This is a genomic window from Moorena sp. SIO3B2 (genome assembly GCF_010692525.1).
GTDB lineage: Bacteria > Cyanobacteriota > Cyanobacteriia > Cyanobacteriales > Coleofasciculaceae > Moorena > Moorena producens.
Map to the genome: position 1 here is coordinate 1 of NZ_JAAHHE010000059.1, position 20,565 is coordinate 20,565.

The following is a 20,565-nucleotide window of genomic DNA, read 5'->3' on the forward strand; positions in this document are numbered from 1 at the left end:
GATTTTTAGGGCATTTATACAATGAGCAATCGCTTGTTCAATATTATCTGCTCTCTTCCCTTTTATTCTCTCACAGTAGGCACCGCCGAGATTGGTTTGAATCATTGCCCAATCTTGGGGAAATGCCTCCAAGGTAAAAACTATATCAATGACTTGATAACTAGCAATGGCAATTTCTAGGTTACTGGCTATGTCGCCCAGAGTAAACTGTTGAATCAAAATGCCGAACTCGAGAATAACTCTAGCAACATCTTCAGCTAATTTTGGCTGAAGTTGAGGGAGGGTTTCCCTTGCCCAAGATTGCAATATCTGCTCTAAATTTTTATCTAGCTTGTCGAGATTCTTTTGGAGTAGGGGGTAAACTGACTGAGGGCGATGGTCAGTTTCAACTGCCCGTAAGATGGACATTAAGAAGTTGCCATACTCTTGAAATTGTTGTTTGTCCATATTAGTCTACTGTGTTTCCTGTTACCTAATTCTAAGCAGATGCTTTTACTACCTGGAATGAGCGATAAAATGCTTGCCAATTATTGCTATCTCCTGCCAACCTTGCCCACAATTCCTTAAGCCGTTCCGGATTCCAAATCGGAACTGGTTCTTCTTGATTAGGAGTTAACCAAGGAAAATCTAAGGAATCTTCTAAGACAATAGCCAGAAACTCCTCTTGCCCTACCGTATCAAATGTTATCTCTTCACACATTGCCCCTGACTGAGGCATCAGCATTTTCTTTTGTGTGAGTCGATTATCTGGAGCAAAAGCTTGGGAAGGACAGACTACATAGTTGGTAACTACATCCTTGTTATCTATACCGCGATTTAGTAACAACAGATGCTTTTGGTTACAATTTAGCTCCACATGCATATACTAAGGAACGTCTACAACAATTTCATGCTTCTTCCTTGTAGGTCCAACCATGCCTTTAATAGAATCTGGAGTAAAACGAAGCCAATGGGAAGGAGATGCCGCTTTTTTAATCAGGGTTTGCCAAAGCCCATCCATTTGCCAGTAAGGGAATTTATGATCCCATAACCAGCCATAAGCAATTCGCCAAGGAGATTGTTTGTCATCCGCTGGTCTTCCTCGTTTATTCTCCCAATTTACCCCATTTTTATTCATTTCCTCCCCAAACTGCTTTTTCAGCTTTTTCAATACTTCGGCCAGGGTAGCATTAATACTTTGTTCATTAAACCCTCCCAGTTTTTCGTCCATTTTGCGAGCAATGTCCACATTCTCTTCTTGCCAGTTTTCAGGACTAAAACGCAGTAGAAAGCATAGTTTTTGGGTTTCGGATCTTTTCGATATCGGGAAAATCTGGTCAGCGATGTATTCAATGAACTGTTGTTGTTGAGATTGTTGGTTGTTCATGGTATTTATCATAAGAAAGGGAGCAGGCAGCAGGCAGCAGGGAGTAGGGAGTAGGCAAGAGGCAAGAGGCAAGAGGCAAGAGGTAGAACAGGCTTCCAGCCTGTGATACTTAACTCCCATAAGCTGTTCGCGTAGCGTGCGCATAGCGCATTAGCTGATAGCTGATGCGCTATGCGCTGAATGCTTAACTAAATTCTGCCATGTAGATTTCGATTTGTGTTAGGTTAACAGCAATTTTTATTTGTTTTTATTTTAGGATATTTTAGTTTATTACTTCATAGTTATAATACCTATTTTTATTTAGGTATATTTTCCAGTAAATACCATCAAAGTTTTTTATATCAAACTCCTATACACCTATTTTTTTAGTCAATAGGCTAGAAGTCAGAAGCATTTTAAGCTATCAGCTATCAGCTATCAGCCATTCGCGTAGCGTGTTTGGCCAAGGCTGACGGCTGACGGCTGAATGCTTACTAACCATTTCACTTGAAAATAATGACTATGACCAAGAAGACTAATCGCAACCGAAAACGTTGGCTATTAATAGAGTTCGTTGTGGAGTTACTAGCTTTATTCCTTGATGCAAACCTAATCATAGTGTTGAATCTTTGCGTGTTGATTTGGCGTTGGCTCAGGGAAGAAGAAGAGGAGGAGTAGGGTCGATATCATAGTTGCCAAAAAGAAAGTAAGTGTGGGAAGGGTGGGGAGATGGGGAGTGTAAGCTCAACAGGATTTTTTTCCCTCTTCCCTCTTCCCTCTTCCCTGCTCCCGTCTTGATGCAGTCGCTCATGGGGGAAACCCCCAAGACCGCGCTGCATCGCTGCTCCCTGCTCCCTAAAACCTAGATATTTGTACCTCACAAGTCTTAGAATTGCTATAGTTGTAGTCTACTACTTGTTTTAGTAAAGGCACCCTCAGCCCAATATCAGCCATGAAATTCATCAGCCCCAAAACCGACTTTGCCTTTAAAAAAATCTTTGCCTCCCAGGAAAGTAAGCCGATTCTGATTAGCTTCCTCAATGCTCTTGTCTATCACAATCAACCTCTCATCCAAGATTTAGAAATTATTGATCCTTATCAGTCTTCTCCTCTGCCAATCCTCAAAGACTCTTTCCTGGATGTGAAAGCTAAGCTGAAGGATGGTTCTCTAGTGATTATTGAAATGCAGGTTTTGCAGGTAGAGTCTTTTGCTCGTCGAGTTTTGTATAACGCAGCTAAAGCTTACTCACTACAATTAGGTAAAGGGGAAGGCTACCGTTATCTCAAACCAGTGATTGCTCTGACCATTACCGATTTTATTATGTTTCCTGAGAATAATCAGGTAATTAATCATTTTGAGTTCCGAGAAAAAAGTACCAACATCAGCTACGTAGAAAATTACTTACAATTATTGTTTGTAGAGTTACCGAAATTTGAGAAACAGTTGGAGGAGTTAGAAGAATTGGATGAGTTGTGGATGTATTTTTTAAAAAATGCCCCTTCTTTAGATACAGTCCCAGATAAAATGGCACAAATACCAGAGTTTCAACAGGCATTTGGGATTGCTTCTCAGGCGAATTTAACGAGAAAAGAGTTGGAGGAACTAGGAAAACGAGAAATGTTTATTCATGACCAACAAGGGCTGATTCTTTTTGCTGAGAAACAAGGGATAGAAAAAGGAATGAAACAAGGGAGAGAAGAAGGGGAGAAAGAAAAAGCCCAAACAATTGCACGCCAACTTCTGCCTCTTTTGGATGATGAAACGATTAGCCAAACTACTGGCATACCTGTAGAGGAAATTAGGAAGCTTCGCTGAACAAGTCAAAAGGCAATAGACTAATGAAGAATTTAGAATGAAGAATTTAGAATTAATTTTTAGCATTAGCCAGCCTAGTACGTAGGGTGCGTGATAAGACGGGCTCGCCCTGATTTTCCACCTCTTCGCCAGTTGGGAAAGTCCGTCCGAAAATATTGATAACGGGCAAGATGCCCATTCCACCAAGATGCCCATTCCACCCACCGGGTCAACCTAAATTGCTCCTGAACTGTTCCCTGTTCCCGATTCCCGATTCCCGATTCCCGACTCCTCACCCAATTGAAAACTGCTGTAATTCAGTAAGCATTGTCCCACATTTCATGGTAGGATCGGTTGGCAAAAAGCTACTGTGCAGGCCCAATCAAAGGGCTTTAGGCAAGGATTTAGAACCTTTCAAAGGAGACAACTAATAATGAACCTGAATGACTTGATCGAAGAAAAATTAAACTATTATGCTCAGAAGATTGTTTCTGGCGGTAGCAAGACCGACGAAATGGCGGTTGGGGAAATTACCTTCTATGTCGCTCTGCGTCGCGTAGTAAATGGTAAAGGAACCCTGCAAGACGTGGGTATGATGGATGCTATCAACGACACCCTCCAAAGCTTAGGACTTGTCGAGGAAGGAAAAACCTTCTACAAATAATTTGCCCATCAAGAAGTTTGAGTGGTCGGCAATCTTGTAAATTGGATTTTATACCTCAATCCAACCACCACCAAGCAACTTTTTTTGGGAGCATCCCATTTTGGAAACAATATTACCCAAAGCAACGATATTTCAAGGGTTTCAGCCCCCTAAAAAGAGCTAACGTGCCAAATTGGGATGCTCCCCTTTTTTTGGCCTAATATGGCATTGGAGCGGATGTGAAACCAAAAGTGTTTAGCTTTGTTATAAAATGGTTTCACACCGCTCAACTTTACCTTTATGTCGTTTCAGATTAACTGTGGCTAGCTAGCTTGGCTTTTGGCGTTCCTGAATCAAGTAATGAATAGCAGTAGAGTGGGCATCCTGCCCGCTCGACCAGATATTGATAACGGGCAAGATGCCCGTTCCACCAAGATGCCCATTCTACAGGTGTGACCCAAGGGCGATTTACTCGCCCTAGGAGGCGCGCACCTACTCTTAAAATCATTCTATTATTCAGCAACGCCTAAAATAGGTAAGCATTGGTTTAATCTGAGTTACGGAAAGCTGACCACTGACCGCTGACAGCTGACTGCTTACTAATTCAGTAATTTCTCGGAATAAATCGAGGATTATTGTAGCTTTCGTAAATCTTAATTTCTGATCAACATAGATTAAAAAACTATAAATTATTATGTTAGGTTTTAATCAAAATAACTTCATGATTCCAATTTCAACTGGCATGGTAATAACGCAGGATTTGCGAAAAGAACTAGAAACTATTGAAATTGATAATAAATACGAAGATTGCCTGTTCATGAAATTAGAGGGGACTATCGTTCAGCCAGATAAAATTGACCTATTCTTAACTATAAACTTTCATGATCAATTTTTAGAACTACCCGGTGGTAGCATCAAACTTGGGCTAACCGGTGGAGAGCTAAGGCTGAACTTAACCAATGGCAAACTTCCCTATTATCACCGTGGTTTCAATGATGATTTTAAAGTTTCCATAGAGAAAAAGCGAAGGTCAAAGCAAGGTAGTAAAATTCACCATGACAATAAGATGTCCATGGGTTTAGACCCTACTTCCCATCAAATTGAGTTCAACCTTGGCACTGAATTAAATCTCAGGAGAGATATCAATCACGAAAAAACTGATGAATTCACCATCATGGATTACCAGATCACATCCAAAGGTGGAGAAACCAATCCAGCCTGGGTTTTTGCTGCCAAAAGTGGTGAGCCATTATTAACTGGAACCCTGAGCAGTATATGGTTAGGCAGTAAAGAAATTCCAGCTGGTCATGTCTTGATTCATGAAGGAGAATCTATCAATGCACTCTACATTGTCTTAGATGGCATCTTAACCGTTTCCGTTGAAGCTTGGAAAAGTCGGGAAATTGCTCGATTATCCAACGGTGAAGTAGTCGGAGAAATGTCTTTTGTGAAAGATCATCCCCCTTCCGCTACAGTTAAAGCTTTAGAAGACTCCATTGTGTGGTCAATTGATCGAGCTAAATTAACCCATAAACTAGAGAAAGACCCCCGTTTTGCAGCTCGTTTTTATCGATTGCTTGCTGCTGCTATTGCTGATCGAATACACCTGACCACAATTAGCTTACTTTACTTCGAGAAAGAGTATCAGATAGAAGACCCGATGGCGACTCACCTGAAGATTGATGAACTAACAACGTCCAGTCAATATAGGTTCATGGCTACACCCATTCATAACGAGTCGATCAAAACCTATGAAAAAGTTATTTTAGACAAAACTAAAGCAGCGTTACTGATTAATGGAGTGATTGAATCTTAAGCGATCAGCTATCAGCTATCAGTTTTCAGCCTGACCGCTGACCACTGACCGCTGACCACTGACCACTGACCGCTGAAGGCTGACCGCTGACCGCTGACCGCTGACCGCTGACCGCTGACCGCTGATAGCTGACAATTAATCGTCTTTTTTAATTACTTTAAACTCATCTAGCAATTGCACCCAAGTGATAGCATCTCTCTTGTCATAAACCCACCCGATCAGATTGATATCTCCTGTTTCCCAAGCAAATTTCCACCAAGCATCTAACTGTTCTTCAGTAACATCTAATCCTATTATTTCATTTTTAAAAGTATCACTGGTAGGCTGACTAGAGTGATGCCCCTGGATAAACTGTTGCCAGTCAGCTACGGTAAACTTAAAATCGTAATCCTGTGCTACCTTAACTACCTCTTCTGGATTTCTAGTAGCTATTAGCTGCTGTTTTAAATCTTCTTGTAGAGAAATAGCATGGAAAAATTGAGCAACATTTTCTGTAGAGATTGTAGACATTGTAGATATTAGCTATAAAAAATGTGTCACTCATGGACGCCAGTTAATCGAGTTTACATCTATTATTATAAATAATTAGTCAGCGGTCAGCGGTCAGCCGTCAGTGGTCAGTGGTCAGCGGTCAGCGGTCAGCCGTCAGTGGTCAGCCGTTGGCCTTTGGCTGAAAACTGATAGCTGATAGCTGATAGCTTAATGCTGATAGCTGATAGCTGATAGCTGATAGCTTAATGCTGATAGCTGATAGCTGATAGCTGATAGCTTAATGCTGATAGCTGATAGCTGATAGCTGATAGCTGATAGCTGATAGCTGATAGCTAATAGCTTAATATTTTATTTCCAAGACGATAAAGGTGGTGTCTCTAACAAGGCAGCACTGAGACTGTCGTGAATCTTGGCATTAGTTGCCAGAATCCGCCCAGAATTAATATCAATAGGACTGCCATCATAAGCAGTAACTTTACCACCAGCTTCCTCTAGGATAACGATACCAGCAGCTACATCCCAAGGAGAAAGCCCTCGTTCCCAATAGCCATCTAATCGTCCAGTAGCAACATCACACAAATCGATGGATGCAGAACCACTACGGCGAACTCCCTGAGTCAGATGAGTCAGGTAACAGAACTCAGCATAGTTATTATCAGAAGTCTGCCGCCGGTCATAGGCAAATCCAGTCACTAACAAGCTCTTACCCAGCTCAGAGACTTGGGAAACCTGGATTGGCTGACCATTGCAGGTTGCGCCCAAGCCCACAGCTGCACACAATAACTCATCCCGAAAGGGATTATATACTGCTCCCACCTGAGGCTTGCCGTCAATCAACAACCCCACAGAGGTAGCAGCAATGGGGTATTGATGGGCATAATTAGTAGTACCATCGAGGGGGTCAATCGCCCATAGGTATTTACTTTGATTGTCTCCCAGTTGACCGGATTCTTCTGCGAGAATCGAATGGTCTGGCACATCGTTTTTGAGTATATCTAAGACTACTGCTTCTGCTTCTTTATCAGCTGCAGTGACTAAATCTCCAGGACGACCTTTCTCTTCTACAGTTTTGAGATTGCCCCAGTAAGTTTTCAAAACATCACCAGCAGCAGTGGCAGCTTTAGCGGCAATATCAAGGAAAGTTTGTAGTTGTTCGGAGGTATGTTCTGTCATTGAGCAGATAACCTGTAGTTTATGAATTAATTCGGTAAGCAGTCAGCAGTCAGCGGTCAGCTGTCAGCTTATTTTATTCAAAAGTAACTCAACTAGCTTGGCCATCAGCCGTAAGCAGTCAGCGGTCAGCTGTCAGCTTATTTTATTCAAAAGTAACTCAACTAGCTTGGCCATCAGCCGTAAGCAGTCAGCGGTCAGCTGTCAGCTTATTTTATTCAAAAGTACCTTAACTAGCATGGCCATCAGCAGTCAGCGGTCAGCGGTCAGCTTATTTTATTCAAAAGTACTGATTGCAAGTAGCCCATAGGCTGATAACTGATAGCTGATAACTGATAGCTGATAGCTAATTGCTGATAGCTGATAACTGATAGCTGATGGCTGATAGCTGATTGCTGATGACTAATAACTAATAACCACTAAGGATTTTGACGGCGAAATTCTGCTGGTGTCAAGCGCAAAGGCTGATCTGGGTTCCAAATCCCATAGCCCATAATTCTGGCATATTCTTGAGCATGGGCTATTTTATCATCATATTTGTTATTAGGAACTAGGGGTGAAGCTAAGGCACAGCCCTGAGCTACCAACTGCTCATTGACCAACACACCATCTAGCCATACATAGGCTAACCAGCGGCTATAGCGGTCTTTTTCCTCGACATCCAGCTCCAAAATAACCGATTGTTGATCACTAGTTTCACTGAGGATCTTCTTTAAGCAGGTTTTTGCCTGATCTCCCCAAGGCTTTTGTTTCCAGCTTGGTGCCTGAATACCAATCATCCGGATTCTTGCCATTAATGGTGGATCTTGATTGGTGATCAACACATCCACCGTGTGTCCACTGATCACCTTTTGCACTTGAGCTTCAATCTGGTTGGGGACATTTGTCAATTGGCATCCCCCGAGCAAGAGCAGAAAGCAACTAAGGAGGCTCCCCGCTCTACTGTACCTCTGCTTGGCTAGTTTCCTAATCCTCATCCAGTGGCAGCCCAAACCGAACCTTACCTTTAGCAAAATATCGACCGAACTGAAGTTCATACACTTCATCTTCATCCTGAGTCTCTACCTCTAGGTCTGACCGGGGATAACTCACACACAATAGAGCATAGCCTTGTTCCCGCAATTGTGGAGATAGTCCCATGGCTTCCGGTTGGTAGACTTTTCCAGCCAACACTCGCACTGCGCAAGTGGTACAAGCTCCATTGCGGCAGGCAAAGGGTAGCTCCACACCCTGGTTTTCTGCGGAATGCAAGATATAGCGGTCAGTTGGCACGTTTACCTTGTGCTTAGCACCAGTTTGGCGATTATGAATCTGAATGGTGTACGATTGAGTCATTGACTTCCTATATAATTTTCTGTATAATCAGGAATCGGGCGATGAGTTGAAAAAGATTCAAAGCTCTAACTGAATACTTTACCTGGAGAGGTGGCCGAGTGGTTGAAGGCGCAGCACTGGAAATGCTGTTTAGGGGCAACTTTAACGAGGGTTCGAATCCCTCCCTCTCCGTAGCAATTCAATCAATACTATCAGTATGCTGGCGTGAGCATTCAGCAGTCAGCGGTCAGCGGTCAGCGGTCAGCGGTCAGCGGTCAGCATTCAGCGGTCAGCGGTCAGCGGTCAGCATTCAGCGGTCAGCGGTCAGCATTCAGCGGTCAGCGGTCAGCGGTCAGCATTCAGCGGTCAGCGGTCAGCGGTCAGCATTCAGCGGTCAGCGGTCAGCGGTCAGCATTCAGCGGTCAGCGGTCAGCGGTCAGCATTCAGCGGTCAGCGGTCAGCCGTCAGCAGACCTAACAGAGATTAAACCAATACTTACCTGGTAAGCCTATGCGCTACGCGCATAAGCTGATAGCTGATAGCTGATAACTGATAGCTGAATGCTGATAGCTGAATGCTGAATGCTGAATGCTGAATGCTGAATGCTGAATGCTTACCGAAATACAAACCTAAAAGTCATTTAAGACCGCTATTGCCTATAAAATTATTGAAGATCCCAATTATAGAGCATCTAGCTGTAAGCCTGAAATGAAGCAGTTGATTCAAGGTCTGCATCAATTCCAGACCAATTACTTCGAGACCCACCGAGACCTATTTGAGTTACTGTCTCACGGGCAGCATCCCAGAGTACTATTCATCACCTGTTCAGATTCTCGCATTGACCCGAGTCTGATTACTCAAACTGAGCCTGGTGAAATGTTCATCATCCGCAATGCCGGGAATATCATACCGCCTTATGGAGCAAGTAATGGGGGTGAACCAGCAGCAGTAGAGTATGCTATTTATGCCTTAGGCATTAATGAAATTGTCGTATGCGGTCACTATCGCTGTGGAGCGATGAAAGGTTTACTGAAAATCGACAAGCTAGAAGAGGACATGCCAGCCGTTTACCAATGGCTCAAGCATGCCGAAGCCACTCGCCGGATTATCAAAGAACACTATCAAGACTATGAAGGTGATGAACTCCTGAATGGGGCGGTGGAGGAAAACGTCCTTAACCAACTACAAAATTTACGTACTTACCCAGTTATTCAATCTCGACTCAGAAGTGAACAAATTAGGCTTCATGGCTGGGTCTATAAGATAGAAACGGGAGAGGTTCTGGAATATAGTCCACTGCAAAAGCAGTTTTTACCCCCTCAAACCCAGTTTTCAAGAGGAGCATGGATAACACCTCAGCAGCAAGCAAGAATTTATAAAGGTTCTCCGGAATAAACTCTAAACTAAGTAATAATAAACCAGAAAAAAAGTAGATGCAACCCTGATTAGAGGTGCTATAATCCAATTAGCGTCATTTGTACTCTTAGCCTGTGGTAAACTGTTGTCAGTAAGTCGTCAACAGTTTACAGCCAACAGTTAAATCAGCTTCTTAGTTTACAACAACCTTTTTGCAACCCTATGTGTAGATGCCCTGATAGTTGATTCCCGTTGGACTAGTTATCGTCCTACCGTCTTTCTAACGTTAGTCAACAAAAGACCCGAAACTAGCTCGTTTATAACAGCCTCTATACTGCCGGGATTTTGGTTGAGATATTACTATAGTAGAAGCTATTTCAAGATTAAAATAACCGTACAATTGCGGAATTAGTTGAATAGCCTAATTGGAGACATTGGGCAATTTTACGGTTATTTTGGTAATGGGTAATGGGTTAAAGGGAGTAGGGAGTAGGGAGTCGGGAGTCGGGAGTCGGGAGTCGGGAGTCGGGAATCGGGAGTTGGAAATCGGGAGTTGGAAATCGGGAGTTGGAAATCGGGAGTTGGGAGTCGGGAGTCGGGAATTGAATGTAGTTCATAAGTAAGTATTCCGCTCTCAGCTATCAGCTATCAGCTGAGTAAAACGAGCAGGGATTTTCAAGCAGCCGTACCAGCACCCCCCAGCTTGTTTACTACCTCCCGTTGATGAGCTGACGGCTGACGGCTGTTCGCGTAGCGTGCGCGTAGCGCATTAGCTGAATGCTTACAAACTATCTTTGGTTATTCCAGTATTAGTCGCGACGGGTCAATTTAAAAGCGGAGGAATAATAGCCAATGGAAGAATTAATGACTCTAAAGGAATTGCTCTACGAAGGCAAAATCCCTGAAGCCCTGGAACTGATTGAAGAATTGGAGGAGATGAGCAAATCGGATAAACTGAATAAACTATTTAGTTACGGAATTATTCTGCTGTTACATCTAATTAAAAAAGCTGCTGAGAAACGAACGACTAAATCTTGGGAAGTATCAATCCGCAATGCGGTTAAACAAATTCAACGGACTAATAAGCGCCACAAGGCTAAAGGAACTTATCTAACCGAAGAGGAATTATTAGAAACTTTAGAAGATGCCTATGAATCCGCTCTAGATCGAGCCTCATTAGAAGCATTTCAAGGAACTTATGAAGCTGAAGAAATTGCTAAAATGGTGGAGCGCGAGGAAATTATAAAAACAGCAATGGATTTGATTTTGTAGGGCTATCAGCTTAAGCGCTACGCGCACGCTACGCGAACAGCCGTCAGCAATCAGTTATTAGCTATAGCGCTAGGCAATAGGCAAGAGGCAATAGGCAAGAGGAACCCACCCCTAACCCCTCCCAGGAGGGGAAGGCAAGAGGCAATAGGCAAGAGGCAATAGCTTACTAGAACAGCTTTTGCTACTTGTATCAATGTCCTAACTTTAATGCGTAGTGCTATATCAGTTATTAGCAATCCATGTAGGAATTGTTATAATTATTGATGCCCTATTCCCTATTCCCTATTCCCGACTCCCGACTCCCGACTCCCGACTCCCGACTCCCGACTCCCGACTCCCGACTCCCGACTCCCTTTGCTACAAATATTAGCATTGATCACATGGTCAAACTTAACTGAGAGCCAAGGGATGTCTTAGATACTTCAATCCTGGTCTGAAAGGCTTCTTTAAACTGAGGCATATGAGTCACGGTTAGAATACAAGCAAAATCGGATGCGATCGCATTAATTGCTGCAATCAATCGCTCACACCCCTCGGCATCTTGGGTGCCAAACCCCTCATCCACAATCAACATTTGCAACGATGTTCCTGAGCGTTGGGCCAACAGTTGTGCTAATGCCAGACGAATGGCAAAATTAATCCGAAATGCTTCACCACCGGAATAGGTTTCATAAGGTCGAGTACCAGTGGCATCAGCAATTAAAATATCTAAGGTATCAATCAGCTTAGTTTTTTTCTTAGAAGACCGACTCCCGGCCTTTTGGGTCACAATTTGGATGTGTAACTGATTCCCAGTCAGTCTAGCCAAAATTTGATTGCTTTGGGCTTCTAGTTGAGGCAAAATATTCTCTATCATTAGAGCCTGGATGCCATTTTTGCCAAATGCGATCGCTAATTCCTGATACACCCGATATTGCCGCTGGAGTTGTTGGAGCTTTTCGAGTTGCTGTTGATACTGACTTTGCAGGGATTCCAGTTGCTGCAACCGTTGTTGGAGACGCCCCTGCTGGGATAGTTGTTTATCCATTTGCTGTCGGCGCTGCTTCATCCCCTGTTCTAAAGCTTGGAGGTCTCTAGTGACATCAGGACTTTGTTCCATTTGCTTGACAATGTCCTCAATTTGTGTATTAACCTCCTTGAGATTAGAGCGTCTGCTCTGGAGGGTTTGAGTTAGGCTTGCCAAGCGTTGACCGACTTGGGGCTGTTGCTCTTGGGCAGTTTGTAATTCCTGATAAGGCAGTTGCCAAGATTGGGCTTGACGCAACGAGGCTCTAACCTGATTATGAGCATCCAAGTTATAGCCAATCTCAGCTATGTATCGATCCAGCTGATCCAATTGCTGCTTCAACGGGGAATTGGTTTGTAACTGATGCACTGAGGCTTGAAGAGTATCCAGCTTTCGAAGCAGCTGTGGTTTCTGGGCATCAATTTTTTTCTGACGCCGCCTTGCTTCTTCTAGCTTAGCCGAGTGGATTTCAGCCCAGCGCCAGCGGTCTACTTCCCCCCGTGCTAGAGCATGGGTTTGTTCATCGTAGTTGAGCTGTTGGATTCGGAGGTCGAGTTGCCTGAGTTCTTCGTGTAATTCTACCCCATAACCAGGAATACTAAGGGATTGTTGCAGTTCTTTCTTTTCCTCTGATACTTCATAGAGTCGGTCGTAAACTTCGTCAGTGGCTTCTAGTTGTGCTGCTAGTTGTCCCCGTTGTTCTAGCAACTCTTCATAAGGAGAGAGTTGTTTGGAAATTTGGGAGTATTCATGGCGCAACACCTGAAGTTCTCGTTCACAAACTGTTAGCTGCTCTCGTACTACCCAGAATTGATCTTGAACATCCTTGTGCTCAGCAGTAGTTTTCTGAATCACCCGGTCAGAATGGGCTGCATCTAGAGGCTGCTCGCATAAGGGACAAACCGCGTTCTGAACTTGCAGCAATTGGATTTTTTGGGTCAGTTCCCCCAGTAATTTTTCATAGCGACGTTGGTTTTCGTGGAGGCGTTCTCGAAAGCCTCGACGTTCTAGTCCTTTGTCCTGTAACCGAGACAGGTAGACCCGCTTTTTCTCTAATTCCCCAAGTTCAGCCTCTAACTGCAGTGCGGCCTGTCTCAGCTGAGGTGTTGTTGCTACTTGCTGGGATAACTGTTTTTCAGAAGAAACCAGTTCTTCTAATTTGGCACTGAGTCTGGCTTGAACCCGGTCAAGTTCGCTTTGGATAGACCCACGACGTTGCAACAAGGGAGAGACTTCTAGTTGTAAATTATCTAGCTGCTTGAGCCGTTCACGAACTTGCTTAAGTTGTGCGAGGGCTGTAGCCACTTGCCCTGAACGGGAGAGGGTATCTTGAATCTCTTGCTCTTGAGTACCCAAGGCTTCTAGTTGAGCTTGGATATCACGGATTTGCAGATTAAGTTGATTAATTTGTTGATCGAGCTGCTGTTGGAGTTGTTGTCGTTGCTGTTGCGCTTTCTGATAAGTCTGTAATTTGGCGGCAAGACTTTCTTCAAGTTCTTGTAGCTGGAGGTATTCGGCATAACCAGCAGTAATTTGTTGGTCTTGAGAGAGTAGTTCAGAAAGTTGTTGTTGTTGAGCAACAGCAGTAGCAATGTCTTGTTGTATGCGATCGCAATCTTGAGTGAGATTGAGATATTGTGTCCTAACAAAGTTCAGCTGTTGTTCCCAGCTATTCCGCTGATGTCCGATCGCTTGTAGTTTTTTGAGTTGTTGGGCGTCTTGGTCTTGGTCTTGTTGCAGCTGGTGTAAGGCAGTTTCCAGGGTAGCTGTTTCCTGTGCGATCGCATCCCGTTCTCCCAGTTGTTCCTTAATACCCTGCAAACTTTGCTCTAGCTGTTCTACTTGACCTTTCAACTGCTTTGACAAATCCTTGGCCTGGTCTGCCAATTTTTCGTATTGGTCTAGTTTGAGCAAATCTGCCAGAATTTGTTTCCGTTCACTGGGACGCCTGACCATAAACTCATCAGCTCGACCTTGACGCAGGTAAGAGGAGTTGATAAAGGTATCGTAATCTAGCTTCAGATTCGCTATTATTAATAATTGAGTTGCTCGTACTCCTTTCTGGGTTAAAGACTTAAAACCATTTGGTGTTTCCACTTGAAACTCTAGGGAAGTCCCCTGTTTCCGATGGCGAGTCCGAATAATTCGATGGGTTTGTTGATTATTTTGAAAAATAAAGTCAACTCGGACTTCCTTCGCCCCAGTATGGATGATATCGTTTTCCGAAGCAACACGGCTTTGTCCCCAAATCGCCCAGGTAATGGCTTCTAGCAGGGACGATTTCCCGGCTCCATTCTGACCACAAATACAGGCAGTGTGAAGACCCCGAAAGTCTAGAGTTGCGTCGCGGTAGCTGAGGAAGTTTTTTAGAGTTAGTTGGATCGGAATCATCTAGGTTCCACAAGCCTCACACCGTTAATACTTTCACGCATCAGTATAAACACACACTTTGCATAGTGTAACGACGTATATATCAGTTTTCTAGGTCTTGAACACTCATTTTTACAAAAGTTAATAAATACTCAGTAAGCAAAAATTCTTAGCTAGACCGTCATTTGTCAGCGGTCAGCGGTAAGCAGTCAGTGGTCAGTGGTCAGCGGTCAGCGGTCAGTGGTCAGTGGTCAGTGGTCAGTGGTCAGTGGTCAGTGGTCAGTGGTAAGCCGTCAGCCGTTGGCCAATGGCTGAGAGCTGAGAGCTGAGAGCTGAGAGCTGAGAGCTGAGAGCTGAGAGCTGATTTGGGGGTAACCATGTTCCATGGGGAACTCGATCAGGCGTACTATTAATCTAAGTAGGATTAATCTAATCGGATACCGAAACTAGGGTAAACATTATGTCAAAAGCTACGGTGCAATATACAACCAAGGATTTAAAGGAACTCGGCTTCATCGTTGAAGTCCCAGGCAGAACCGACAATGCTAAAAACAGAGCCAAAGCTATCCAAGAGATTCAACGGCGCATGGAAGACTCAGAAGACACTACGGTCAATGAGGATAGCTTTGCCGATGGCTTAAGTGCTGACGATTTGATTTTAGTTGAGCCACTAGCTACCGGTAGTACAGATGGTGAGGAAGCAGAGATTATTCAGTCAGTAAAAGCGATCGCATCTTTAGCAAGTTTAAGGGTCAACTTGGAACAAGCTTACCAACAAGCGGTGGAATTACGGCCAGTGATCGAAGCCTTATTTTCCCCAGACCCCCTGACACCGGAACATATGAAACTGGCAACGGATAGAAATTTTGCCAAAACCTTAACAAAATTTGCTGAAGCCAAAGCAGCTCACGATCAGTATTTGCCCATTGCCAAAGAGGCTTGGGAAATATTAGAACCCGCTTTGCCACCATCTCAGCATCAAGCTAATCCTCTAGGCTCGGAAGTAGTAGAGCATACTCAGAGTAATGGCAAAAATGGTGTGGCTGTGAATGAGTCATGAAACCTATGCCTAAAGGCAGGGGCTTCTAAAATTGTTTTCTAAAATTGTTTAGGTGGGGAGGGTTGAATCAGTCCCAATGCCGGATGTCATGGTATTTTTTTACTTTCCCCTCTTCCCTGTCTTCCCCTATTTTCCACGTCCAGGATTTTTCCCAAACCTGGCCTCTTGGACGCTACTACCAATTCCCTGAATTACACCACGAACTACTAGACCAATACTTCTACCAAAGACTTGGGTCAACAGATACACCACGCCATTACCAATCCAAGTAACAGCCGCTTGCAGACGGGGAGAAAGAGCATCCCGTAGCTCATAGGCTAAAGTCACAGCTAGCTGAAAACCTCGCAACTTTTCTAATTCTCGACGTCGGGGAGCATAGATACTAGTTTGTTTAATGCCAGTGTCAGTTAGGATAAATAAATCATATCGACTCTCGAAAATTGCTTGTGGCTCACCAAATAGTTGATCTTGGCGATATCGCCAGGATAGATTATTGCGAAATCGGGCTATTTCCCGGGATGACATTAGATTTTTATGATAAAAATTTACCTTAATAACTTCTACATCTGCCAATTGATTTAATAACGGTTGAATCACCCCATTAGCAATTTGGATAATTAAATTGTCCAGGAGAAATTCTGACCGTTGAATTGCTTCGGGGGTCTGGGCAGGATAGGAGACATTATCAATTACTAATGATTTCTCAAATAGCCGATGAGCTAATAAGTCAATAACTAGAGGAATTTTATCAATAATTTCCTTTTTTACGATGGGATAGTTACCCAGCAAAATAGTGACAACTTCTAGTTGTGTATTGTCCGTGTACAAGGTATAATACTTGCCGAAGAAATCTGTGATTGATGCTTCCCACAGATCTTTCAGAATCAGCTGTTGCTTCTGAGGTAAATGTTCCAGTTTTACTTCAGACAAGCGCAAATCTTCAACAAGTGCTTCAAAGGTTTGGAAGACTAAACCAAGTAACTCTGCTCTTTTCTCTACTTGGAGAATGTCAATTTCTAGGGGAACACCAGAGAGGTTGGATAAACCGGATTGAAGTTTTACCATTGTCCGCTCAAATGTTCGCTCAAATGTTCGATCAACTAGTGGTGCCTTAGGGCTAAGCTGGGATTGAGCCCTTGGCGCAACAGTCAGTGAGCTTTCCGGTTTAGGCATTGGAACTAAGGAACTCTCCCGTGACGGTTCCACCAGAATGATGCTAGCAGGTAATAGCTGATCCGCCAGCCAACGGGCTACCAATAGTTCTCGACGGCGTCCAGTCCAAAACAGCCAATCCCAATTGGAAAGACGAGGATTTTGCAGCTGACTATTGACCTGGGCTAAAGCTGCTTCAAATTGTTGGAATCCTGAGTTACGCCACTGTTGATACCAGGGAGCAAAACCTGCACCTTTATAGGATATAGTAGGTAAGTTAGACAGTGTCTGCCAATAGGATTGACCCTCAATAATTTGACCAATGGCTTCAAGAATGGTAGCGATCGCTACTCCTTTGGGGCAGTACCCATTTACACCCAATGCTTGAGCTGCTGCTAGCACGGTGGGTTTAGATTCCCTGGTCAGTAGTAAGATTGGCAAGTTAGGGTACTCCTGCTGTAATCGCTGACACAGTGGCAATCCTGATAAGGCTATCCCTTCACTTGAATTAGGGGGACCCAAAGCTAGTTCCAAAATTGCCACATCCACGGAGTTGGTCGCCTCTAGTGCCGCTAATCTTGATAGGGCTTCTGTGCCAGTATCAGCCTCAGCTACAACTAGCAGCTCCTCGAAGGCTTGCAAGGCAGTCGTGAGACCCAATCGGAATACTGGGTCATCATCAATCAGAAGGATATGAGTTATGCGATCGCTCATATGGAGATAGCCTATAGGAAATCGCTCATGGCTAAAGCCTGTAAACCAATGAACTCTATGAACAATTAGCCATTTACGCTAGCATAACATTACCTTTTCTGGCTTGGTGGCTGACGAACCGACCCGCCGGAGCAGGAATCCAGGTTAATTGTTAATTGTTAATTGTTAATTGTTAATTGTTAATCGTTAATTTAAAATTATTAATTCTCAATTAACGATTAACGAAATTTGATAATAACTGTTCAGATTAAATCAGTTCACCGCCCAATTCTTGGTCTTTGCTTAGGCTTGTGGTTGTAGCTGTTCGTGTGATTGAGCTAGCTGTTGCTGTAGCTGTTCCTGTGATTGGGCTAGCTGTTGCTGTAGCTGCTCCTGTAGTTGTTCCTGTGATTGGGCTTCTAGCTGTTCGTGTGATTGAGCTAGCTGCTCCTGTAGTTGTTCCTGTGATTGGGCTTGTACTTGTTCCTGTCGCTGTTCCTGTGCTTGTACTTGTAGTTGTTCCTGTGCTTGTACTTGTAGTTGTGCTTTATCTGGTTTCGGTGCCTTGGGTTTTTTCTCAAATACTTGAATGCCTGGTTGCTCTACCCGAAACCCTTTGTTAATTTTGGCTCCCAGTTTGCCAGTAATAACAGCCACCCACATGGAATACATCTGATTAGCAGTGGTGATTTTTTTCCAAACTTTAGGTTTGACCTTAATCGTAAAAATCGTGCCATCACAATCAACACTAAATTCCTGCCAGCCGTTTTTAACAGTTTTTGCTGTCGGTAACTCGTTAATTTTGATAGTAATTTCCATTTTGCCATAAACTATTCCATTTTTTGGTTTTTTTATTTGAATGATTTCATCCGCTTTGTGAATACTCATTATTTCAAGCATCGGCAACTCCTTTGGTAATAAAAGTGATTTGTTTTAGGAATATGGTTAAGAAAATATAGCGCTTTTTAAGCTAGTAAGGTACAAGTTTTTGAGTAAGCATATGCGCTACGCGCACGCTGCTTGAGGTGCCGTCAGTAGTCAGTGGTCAGTGGTCCCTGAAAGCTGAAAGCTGAATGCTGAAAGCTGAATGCTGACATTTCCCCTAACCGAAACCCCTTGGGTCAAGGTGTTAGACTGGTCAGGGGTAACTCAGCACAAGTCAGTTTAGTGGCCATAAGGAAACAGTGGTTGATCTTTTGTCTAGAGACCACCAATCCAGAGACCTTTTCGAGCCATCGAAGGTCAACTGACTTACTTATTTACTCTGTGATTTTGCATTTTCTCATATTTTTATGATTTCAAAAGCGACTGCATCAAGAATGTTAGGTAAGTTTGAAAAACTCAAAAAAACCTAATGGTTCTGGATTTGATCGATATGCGATCGCATAAGCGCGGAAGCTGAGGCCGTAGGCCACGCTACGCGAACGCTTCATCGCGCTCCTGACATCATGTCCGGATAATTACCCTTAATAAAAATCTCGCCACACGCCCCACACTTGCCACACGCCCCACACTTGCCACACTTGCCATCCCTACACCTTGGTAATTATTGGCCGAATTCCACCAAAGCGGCGCGTCAAATAGGATTGCGCCGCCATCCAAGACATGAATCAGATCGAGGTTAGGGCTTCGAGTTAGCCTACTGCTAAGCATTGCTGCAGATCAGCAATGCTATTAACGTTTTCTAAACTTAACTCCGGACACATCCGTTTAATTAAGCCAGTCAGCACCTTACCTGGTCCGACTTCCACTACTTTCTCAATTCCTTCCACTGGTAGCCTCAGAGAAATTTCTCGCCATCGTACTGAACCAGTAATTTGAGACTGGAGTTGATGTTTTAAGGTAGCTGCCTCGACCGTGGGTACAGGGTCCACATTCGATAATACTGGTACCTGGGCGTCAGTAAAGGGGACAGACAGCAAGAGTTCCTGGAACTGAGCCGCTGCTTCAGCCATTAAGGGAGAATGAAAGGCTCCGGACACTTTTAGAGGAACAGCCCGTTTGACTTTAATCTGACTCAGCAAATCCTGAACTGCTGTTGGTTTACCTGAAATTACCACTTGAGCAGGACTGTTATCATTAGCAATAACAACATCCTGTATCTGCTCGATTTTTTCTTCAAGTTCTGGGCGTTTGAAGCCAATCAGAGCAACCATCATGCCTTCAGTTGCACTATCCATCAATTTAGCCCGATGTTGGACTAGGCGTAGCCCTGCCTCAAAGTTAAATACCCTGGCAGTGTAGAGGGCAACATATTCTCCCAAGCTGTGACCCGCTAGTAGATGGGGTCGTTCCCCTTGTTCCATGAGCAGATCAGCCAGGATACTCTCAACTACGTATAAGGCAGGTTGAGTGTAGAGGGTTTGAGATAACTGATCGGACTCCCCTTGACAAATATCTAGGACAGACCAGCCTAAAATTTCCTCAGCTTGCTTAAACTTAACCTTTGCAGAGGGCAGGTCTAATAAGTCTACTCCCATACCTGGTACCTGAGAACCTTGTCCGGGAAACACCCATGCAGTCTTTATCATTTATTAATTATTTATTGGTCGTCAAGAATCAATTATCTGCTATTGCTGTACAATTTGGTGGTCTTATGGATTTGAATTATCTCAGGTGCCCTGAGTGCTGAGTGCTGAGTGCTGAGTGCTGAGTGCTGAGTGTTGATCCGGTTTACCCTGATTTATCTGGTGCTTATTGCTACCGATGGAGAGCAATACTTTGGTAAACGGTGGCAACATCTGGGTGATTGGAACCATGGGCAATAAATTCTTGGAGGATAATATCGGTAGAATAAGGCGGCTGGTAAACTGAGCACAACACTTACCCTAAATCAGGATACTACAGTAGCTCGGTATAAACCGGAAAGCAACTACGAGTAGTACACCACCGACGTAAGCATTCAGCTGAGAGCTCTCAGCTAATGCGCTACTTGAGGTGCTTTTGAATAAAACAGGTACGCATTGGAATAATGCTGACCACTGAGCGCTGACCGCTGACCACTGAGCGCTGACCGCTGACCGCACCTCAAGTAGCACCATCTGTAGCGCATATGCTTACCCACCGACTAGCAAAGACATG

General features: G+C 43.9%; 23 protein-coding genes, 1 tRNA gene and 3 pseudogenes. 13 read left to right on the forward strand and 14 right to left on the reverse strand.

What is annotated here, in order from left to right:
- From F6K38_RS15505 to F6K38_RS15515, 3 genes and pseudogenes are all read right to left on the reverse strand, one after another.
- Positions 1–447: pseudogene (locus F6K38_RS15505) on the reverse strand (CHAT domain-containing protein); the annotation flags it as partial.
- 31 nt (positions 448–478) lie between these two features.
- Positions 479–826: a hypothetical protein gene (locus tag F6K38_RS15510; protein WP_131827280.1), complete on the reverse strand. Its 348-nt coding sequence runs from the start codon at positions 824–826 to the stop codon at positions 479–481.
- 39 nt (positions 827–865) lie between these two features.
- Positions 866–1,510 (reverse strand): hypothetical protein, encoded by a 645-nt coding sequence (locus F6K38_RS15515; RefSeq protein WP_131827279.1) that lies wholly within the window; start codon positions 1,508–1,510, stop codon positions 866–868.
- Between the two features lie 357 nt (positions 1,511–1,867).
- Here F6K38_RS15515 and F6K38_RS15520 point away from each other — a divergent pair, with 357 nt between their 5' ends.
- Entirely contained in the window at positions 1,868–2,023 is a 156-nt protein-coding gene (locus F6K38_RS15520) for a hypothetical protein (protein ID WP_154659849.1), read from the forward strand.
- Positions 2,024–2,031: 8 nt separating this feature from the next.
- Here F6K38_RS15520 and F6K38_RS15525 read toward each other — a convergent pair whose 3' ends face one another.
- Positions 2,032–2,226, reverse strand: a complete 195-nt coding sequence (locus F6K38_RS15525; protein WP_287257369.1) for a hypothetical protein — start codon at positions 2,224–2,226, stop codon at positions 2,032–2,034.
- 71 nt (positions 2,227–2,297) lie between these two features.
- Here F6K38_RS15525 and F6K38_RS15530 point away from each other — a divergent pair, with 71 nt between their 5' ends.
- The 4 genes from F6K38_RS15530 to F6K38_RS15545 all read left to right on the forward strand — a co-directional run bounded on the left by F6K38_RS15530 (position 2,298) and on the right by F6K38_RS15545 (position 5,599).
- Positions 2,298–3,161: an Rpn family recombination-promoting nuclease/putative transposase gene (locus F6K38_RS15530; protein WP_008178073.1), complete on the forward strand. Its 864-nt coding sequence runs from the start codon at positions 2,298–2,300 to the stop codon at positions 3,159–3,161.
- 170 nt (positions 3,162–3,331) lie between these two features.
- On the forward strand, positions 3,332–3,571 hold the full coding sequence (locus F6K38_RS15535; protein WP_287356896.1) for a hypothetical protein: 240 nt from the start codon (positions 3,332–3,334) through the stop codon (positions 3,569–3,571).
- 2 nt (positions 3,572–3,573) lie between these two features.
- Complete coding sequence (locus tag F6K38_RS15540) at positions 3,574–3,804, forward strand: hypothetical protein (RefSeq protein ID WP_008178072.1); 231 nt, start codon at positions 3,574–3,576, stop codon at positions 3,802–3,804.
- Between the two features lie 700 nt (positions 3,805–4,504).
- On the forward strand, positions 4,505–5,599 hold the full coding sequence (locus F6K38_RS15545) for a cyclic nucleotide-binding domain-containing protein (protein WP_161603114.1): 1,095 nt from the start codon (positions 4,505–4,507) through the stop codon (positions 5,597–5,599).
- Between the two features lie 135 nt (positions 5,600–5,734).
- Here the strand turns inward: F6K38_RS15545 and F6K38_RS15550 are convergent, their stop codons facing one another.
- The 4 genes from F6K38_RS15550 to F6K38_RS15565 all read right to left on the reverse strand — a co-directional run bounded on the left by F6K38_RS15550 (position 5,735) and on the right by F6K38_RS15565 (position 8,596).
- The gene (locus F6K38_RS15550; RefSeq protein WP_008178068.1) at positions 5,735–6,109 is read right to left on the reverse strand and encodes a Nif11-like leader peptide family natural product precursor; all 375 of its coding nucleotides are present in this window, start codon (positions 6,107–6,109) and stop codon (positions 5,735–5,737) included.
- 330 nt (positions 6,110–6,439) lie between these two features.
- Positions 6,440–7,264, reverse strand: coding sequence for an inositol monophosphatase family protein (locus F6K38_RS15555; RefSeq protein ID WP_287356897.1), 825 nt, complete (start codon positions 7,262–7,264; stop codon positions 6,440–6,442).
- Positions 7,265–7,680: 416 nt separating this feature from the next.
- Positions 7,681–8,151: a thermonuclease family protein gene (locus tag F6K38_RS15560; RefSeq protein WP_229414242.1), complete on the reverse strand. Its 471-nt coding sequence runs from the start codon at positions 8,149–8,151 to the stop codon at positions 7,681–7,683.
- A gap of 76 nt (positions 8,152–8,227) precedes the next feature.
- Positions 8,228–8,596, reverse strand: a complete 369-nt coding sequence (locus F6K38_RS15565; RefSeq protein ID WP_008178059.1) for a 2Fe-2S iron-sulfur cluster-binding protein — start codon at positions 8,594–8,596, stop codon at positions 8,228–8,230.
- Between the two features lie 84 nt (positions 8,597–8,680).
- Between F6K38_RS15565 and F6K38_RS15570 the strand changes: the two genes are divergently transcribed.
- From F6K38_RS15570 to F6K38_RS15580, 4 genes and pseudogenes are all read left to right on the forward strand, one after another.
- Positions 8,681–8,767, forward strand: a tRNA-Ser gene (locus F6K38_RS15570).
- A gap of 33 nt (positions 8,768–8,800) precedes the next feature.
- Positions 8,801–8,956, forward strand: a pseudogene (locus F6K38_RS43335) (hypothetical protein); the annotation flags it as partial.
- Positions 8,883–9,062 (forward strand): annotated as a pseudogene (locus F6K38_RS43340) (hypothetical protein); the annotation flags it as partial. The pseudogenes F6K38_RS43335 and F6K38_RS43340, both read left to right, overlap by 74 nt.
- Positions 9,063–9,283: 221 nt before the next feature.
- Positions 9,284–9,970: a carbonic anhydrase gene (locus F6K38_RS15580; RefSeq protein ID WP_287356900.1), complete on the forward strand. Its 687-nt coding sequence runs from the start codon at positions 9,284–9,286 to the stop codon at positions 9,968–9,970.
- Between the two features lie 434 nt (positions 9,971–10,404).
- Here F6K38_RS15580 and F6K38_RS15585 read toward each other — a convergent pair whose 3' ends face one another.
- A complete protein-coding gene (locus F6K38_RS15585) occupies positions 10,405–10,548 on the reverse strand; it encodes a hypothetical protein (protein WP_287356902.1) in 144 nt (47 codons plus the stop codon).
- Between the two features lie 235 nt (positions 10,549–10,783).
- On the opposite strand from F6K38_RS15585, the gene F6K38_RS15590 reads away from it, so the two are divergent.
- Both F6K38_RS15590 and F6K38_RS15595 read left to right on the forward strand, forming a co-directional pair.
- Entirely contained in the window at positions 10,784–11,203 is a 420-nt protein-coding gene (locus tag F6K38_RS15590) for a DUF29 family protein (RefSeq protein WP_008178053.1), read from the forward strand.
- Positions 11,204–11,417: 214 nt separating this feature from the next.
- The gene (locus F6K38_RS15595; protein WP_154659641.1) at positions 11,418–11,573 is read left to right on the forward strand and encodes a hypothetical protein; all 156 of its coding nucleotides are present in this window, start codon (positions 11,418–11,420) and stop codon (positions 11,571–11,573) included.
- Positions 11,574–11,579: 6 nt separating this feature from the next.
- On the opposite strand, the gene sbcC is transcribed toward F6K38_RS15595, so the two are convergent.
- Complete coding sequence (sbcC, locus tag F6K38_RS15600; protein ID WP_008178050.1) at positions 11,580–14,600, reverse strand: exonuclease subunit SbcC; 3,021 nt, start codon at positions 14,598–14,600, stop codon at positions 11,580–11,582.
- Between the two features lie 164 nt (positions 14,601–14,764).
- Between sbcC and F6K38_RS15605 the strand changes: the two genes are divergently transcribed.
- Positions 14,765–14,908: a hypothetical protein gene (locus F6K38_RS15605; RefSeq protein WP_165691872.1), complete on the forward strand. Its 144-nt coding sequence runs from the start codon at positions 14,765–14,767 to the stop codon at positions 14,906–14,908.
- Between the two features lie 131 nt (positions 14,909–15,039).
- A complete protein-coding gene (locus F6K38_RS15610; protein ID WP_008178048.1) occupies positions 15,040–15,639 on the forward strand; it encodes a hypothetical protein in 600 nt (199 codons plus the stop codon).
- Between the two features lie 126 nt (positions 15,640–15,765).
- Here F6K38_RS15610 and F6K38_RS15615 read toward each other — a convergent pair whose 3' ends face one another.
- The 4 genes from F6K38_RS15615 to fabD all read right to left on the reverse strand — a co-directional run bounded on the left by F6K38_RS15615 (position 15,766) and on the right by fabD (position 20,015).
- Complete coding sequence (locus tag F6K38_RS15615) at positions 15,766–17,505, reverse strand: DUF3685 domain-containing protein (RefSeq protein ID WP_008178046.1); 1,740 nt, start codon at positions 17,503–17,505, stop codon at positions 15,766–15,768.
- Positions 17,506–17,787: 282 nt separating this feature from the next.
- Positions 17,788–18,384 carry a hypothetical protein gene (locus F6K38_RS15620; protein ID WP_193374684.1) on the reverse strand — a complete coding sequence of 199 codons (597 nt, stop codon included), beginning with the start codon at positions 18,382–18,384 and terminating at the stop codon, positions 17,788–17,790.
- A 546-nt stretch (positions 18,385–18,930) separates the two neighbouring features.
- Positions 18,931–19,137 (reverse strand): hypothetical protein, encoded by a 207-nt coding sequence (locus tag F6K38_RS15625; RefSeq protein ID WP_154659640.1) that lies wholly within the window; start codon positions 19,135–19,137, stop codon positions 18,931–18,933.
- Entirely contained in the window at positions 19,119–20,015 is an 897-nt protein-coding gene (fabD, locus tag F6K38_RS15630; protein ID WP_008178043.1) for an ACP S-malonyltransferase, read from the reverse strand. Before fabD ends, F6K38_RS15625 begins: the two co-directional genes overlap by 19 nt.
- Between the last annotated feature and the right edge of the window lie 550 nt (positions 20,016–20,565).